Genomic DNA, 3,528 nt, shown 5'->3' with positions numbered 1-3,528 from the left:
GCGCCCGGCCGCCTCGGCGACTCGCCGCTCATCGGCGCGGGCACCTGGGCGGACGCTCGCGTCGCCCTGTCCTGCACCGGCCACGGCGAGTCCTTTATCCGCGGCGTCAGCGCCCGGCAGTTGGCCTGGCTGCTCGAGAGCGGTTGGAGTCTTAGCGACGCCACCGCGCGCGTGCTTGAGGAGGTGCAAGGCTTTGGCGGCGACGGCGGCCTCATCGCCGTGACGGCCGAGGGCAGGCTCTGCGCCGCCTACAACGCCCCGAGCATGGCCTATGCCTGGCGCCGCGAGAGCGGCGGGGACGCGCGGGTAGGCCTCGAGCCGGGGGTTCACGTCCTCTGATGGCCTGCTCAGCAGAGGCCGGCGGTTTCATCCGGCCCGCGCGCGCCGGCGACGCCGCGGCCATCGCCCGCATCCTGCGCGGCGACGCTTGCCCACATGTTCTCAGCGAAACGCCCGAACGCACGAGGGCACGCGTCAGAGAGGGCTTGCTGTTTTGCGGCCGGGACGAGGGCCACACCGTTTTCGTCGCCGAGAACGGCAAAGGACGAGCGGCCGGCTTCGTTGCCGTCGCCTGGACCCGCAACCTCCGCTTCGGCATCTACGGCCTCGTCTCGGAGCTGTTCGTGCACTCGCGCTGGCGGGGCCAGGGGCTCGGCAGCCGGCTGCTGGACGCCGTCAAGGCCGAGGCAAGGCGGCGGGGCTGCCAGCGCCTCCTCTATAGCAAGGACGGCGACCCGCAGCGGCGCGGCTTCTACGCCAAACGCTTTGGGCGGGAGCGCGGCGACGCCGCCTTCTTCGTATTCCACCTGAACCTGGAGGGCGACCCACTGCCCCCGGGCGCCCTTCACCCTGAAAGGTAGCGCGTCGTCGGCAACACCGCCCAAGGTCACCGTGGACTCGGCGGTGGGCGCGGGCGATTCGATGCTGGCGGGGGCGCTTCTAGCTCGCGCCGAGGGCGCCGACTGGAGCGAGGCCCTGCGCCTGGCCGTCGCCTGCGGCACCGCCACCGCCAAGACGCCGGGCACCGAACTCTGCTATCCCGAGACCATCAGCAGCATCCTGCCCCAGGTCAGGCTCGAGCCCTTGAGCGCGCGATGATCCGGCTCTACGCGTGCCCGGCTGCGGCCCCTGCGAGGTCGCCAAGCTGTGGCTGCGGCAGCACGGCTTCGAGTTCGCGGACCTAAGGCTCGAGCGACCGCAAAGCGCCCGTTGGCCGAGCTCCTCAGCCCGGCGTCACCTTCCGGCGCCGAACTCGCGGCGGCACTCGAGCGCCCTTCGTCCACACCTTTAGCTCAAGAACGCAAACCCGAATCAGCCTGAACTGACGATCCTCTGGGCGAGCGCCCGGCCTTGGGCCGCGGCCTCCTCGTAGGTGAGGTAGCCCGAGGCGCAGACGCCCGCGGCGTAGAGCCCGGCCAGGCGCGGCAGGCGGAAGGCCTCACCGTCCCACTCGGCGAGCGCGAAGCGGCGGCAGTCCACCCGGTAGGGCAGGCTGCCGTCGTCGAAGGCGGCCTCGAGCCGCTCGTCCTCGAAGGCGAAGCCGCGCGCGACCAGGTCGTCGTAGAGGTCATCGTAGGCCATCTCGCTGAGCCGCCCCGCCGCCTCGGTGAGCGTGCCGATGCTGAGCCGCGCCCGCAGAAAGCTGCCGACGCAGAGCGCGACTCGAGCCCCGAGGCGGTCTACGCCCTCCCAGGTGTTCACGCCGCGCGCCTCGCTCTCGCCGATGAGGGCGCTCACGTTGGACTGCAGGAGATGGAGGTTGGGGCAGTGCTCGAGCGCGTACTTGGCGCGTCGGTGAAAGCCCCAGGTCGTCACGTAGCCACCGCTGTAGCTATCGTTGTAGCTATCGTTGTAGCTATCCCCGGCCCCTCGCGCCTCCTGAGCGTGGAGCTCGGCCATCAGGGTGCCGGAGGGCGGCCTGAGCACCACCCCGTCGCCCAAGAGGTTGTAGACCGTGTCCATGCTGGTGGTCACGAGCAGGGTGTCGAGGCCGCCCCTGGCCGCGGCCCAGGCGAGTTCCGAACCGCTGACGCCCGCGCCCACCACGACGAGGTCATAGCTACGCTGAAGCGTGTGACCGCGCGAGGTGCTCGTCGTCACGGGCTCAGTCACGAGCTCAGTCGCTAAAGCCGTCCAGACAGGGAAAGGGCTGGCGCCTACCCGGCGCCCGCAGCAGATAGTGCTCGCCGCCCTTGCCGCGCTGGTAGATGAGCACGCCGCGGCGGTCGCTCAAGAAGCCCACCGCCTGGGGCGCGTCGACCACCACGCGCAGGTGCATCGGCAGGCTGGTGCTCAGGTGGCCGAACTCGTAGCGGTCGCCGCCCCCTAAGCGGTAGCCGAAAAAGATCTCGCCGTCTCTGCCGCTGCCGTAGATGCAGTTCAAGGAGAGTGCCTCAGCCGAACGGTAATAGGCCGTGGCCTCCCAGACCGCCGCTCGCGCCTCGGCCTCGGCGACCCGCTCCAAGGTCGCCGTGCCGAGGTCGCCGTAAAAGGCCGCCGGAAAGTTTTTCGCCTGGGCGTAGAAACCGCGCTCGCCCACCACCAGGTCCATCACGCTGTTGTTGTAGGACTCGCCGTCCACCGCGTCCTTGACGTAGTCGATGGCCAGCGCGTAGCGCCGGTCGTGAAGCGCCTCGAACTCATCCCAATCGGGATCGATCAGGCTGATATCGGTATTGACCTCAAAAGCTTGTCGCGTCATCTCACCCGTTCTTTCGACGATGATCGCCGTACTGGTCGCCGTACTGGTCGCGGTATTGACTCACGGTGTTGATCACCGTGCTGACCACGGTGCTGACCACGGTGCCGACCCAGCCTGGACTCAGGTCTTATCGTCGATGAGTCTACTCCTTGTCGTGATCATAAACTCGTGAAGAGCGCCGCATTGCAAGAGGCGTCACAAGCTCGAGTGGGGTTTCTCACCCACGTGCAGGGCCGAAATGCCAAAGCTCTGCAGCCTATAGCGCACCCCGGTAAACCCCGCCGACTGCATCAGCGAAGCGAGGCACCGCGGCTCGGGAAAGGCCAGGACCGAGTCGGGCAGGTAGCGGTAGGCGCTCTGCCGGCCCGAAATCAGCCCGCCCAGGAGCGGTAGCACGCGCAGGAAGTAGAGGCGGAAGAGCCTGCCGAAGACGCCCTGCGGCGGCGGCGGAAACTCGAGCACCACCAGCCTGCCGCCGGGCTTTAGGACCCGGAAGAATTCGCGGAGGCCGGCCTGGTAGTCGGCGAAGTTTCTGAGCCCGTAGGCAATGCTCAGCGCGTCAAAGGAGGCGTCTTCGTAAGGCAGCGCGAGACCGTCCCCCCGCTCGAGCGCCACCTCCAGGCCTTGGTCGCGCGCCTTGCGGCGGCCGATGTCGAGCATCGCTTCCACGAAGTCCACGCCGATCACCTCAGCCTCCGGCCGGTAGCGCTTGTGGGCGAGCGCCAGGTCGGCCGTGCCCGTGGCCACGTCGAGCACGCGCAGCCTACCCTCTGCGGCCCTGCCGGTGAGTCCATGAAAGAGCGCGCGGGTCGCCTCGTCGCGCCAGC

At 68.9% G+C, this 3,528-nt stretch carries 6 protein-coding genes; 3 read left to right on the top strand and 3 right to left on the bottom strand.

The window, feature by feature from the left end:
* The 3 genes from M3498_04540 to M3498_04530 all read left to right on the top strand — a co-directional run.
* On the top strand, positions 1-339 hold a 339-nt coding region (locus tag M3498_04540), incomplete at its 5' end, for an isoaspartyl peptidase/L-asparaginase (protein ID MDQ3458565.1).
* Positions 339-860, top strand: coding sequence for a GNAT family N-acetyltransferase (locus M3498_04535; GenBank protein ID MDQ3458564.1), 522 nt, complete (start codon positions 339-341; stop codon positions 858-860). The genes M3498_04540 and M3498_04535, both read left to right, overlap by 1 nt.
* 31 nt (positions 861-891) lie before the next feature.
* Positions 892-1,098: a PfkB family carbohydrate kinase gene (locus tag M3498_04530; GenBank protein MDQ3458563.1), complete on the top strand. Its 207-nt coding sequence runs from the start codon at positions 892-894 to the stop codon at positions 1,096-1,098.
* 213 nt (positions 1,099-1,311) lie between these two features.
* Here the strand turns inward: M3498_04530 and M3498_04525 are convergent, their stop codons facing one another.
* The 3 genes from M3498_04525 to M3498_04515 all read right to left on the bottom strand — a co-directional run.
* Entirely contained in the window at positions 1,312-2,112 is an 801-nt protein-coding gene (locus M3498_04525) for an FAD-dependent oxidoreductase (protein ID MDQ3458562.1), read from the bottom strand.
* Between the two features lie 4 nt (positions 2,113-2,116).
* A complete protein-coding gene (locus M3498_04520; GenBank protein ID MDQ3458561.1) occupies positions 2,117-2,701 on the bottom strand; it encodes a hypothetical protein in 585 nt (194 codons plus the stop codon).
* Between the two features lie 195 nt (positions 2,702-2,896).
* Positions 2,897-3,528 (bottom strand): ubiquinone/menaquinone biosynthesis methyltransferase (locus M3498_04515; GenBank protein MDQ3458560.1); only part of this gene is annotated, 632 nt, incomplete at its 5' end.

The sequence above is a fragment of the Deinococcota bacterium genome (assembly GCA_030858465.1).
Lineage (GTDB): Bacteria > Deinococcota > Deinococci > Deinococcales > Trueperaceae > JALZLY01.
The sequence above is the reverse complement of the archived record's forward strand: the minus strand, read 5'-3'. Positions and strand labels throughout refer to the sequence as shown.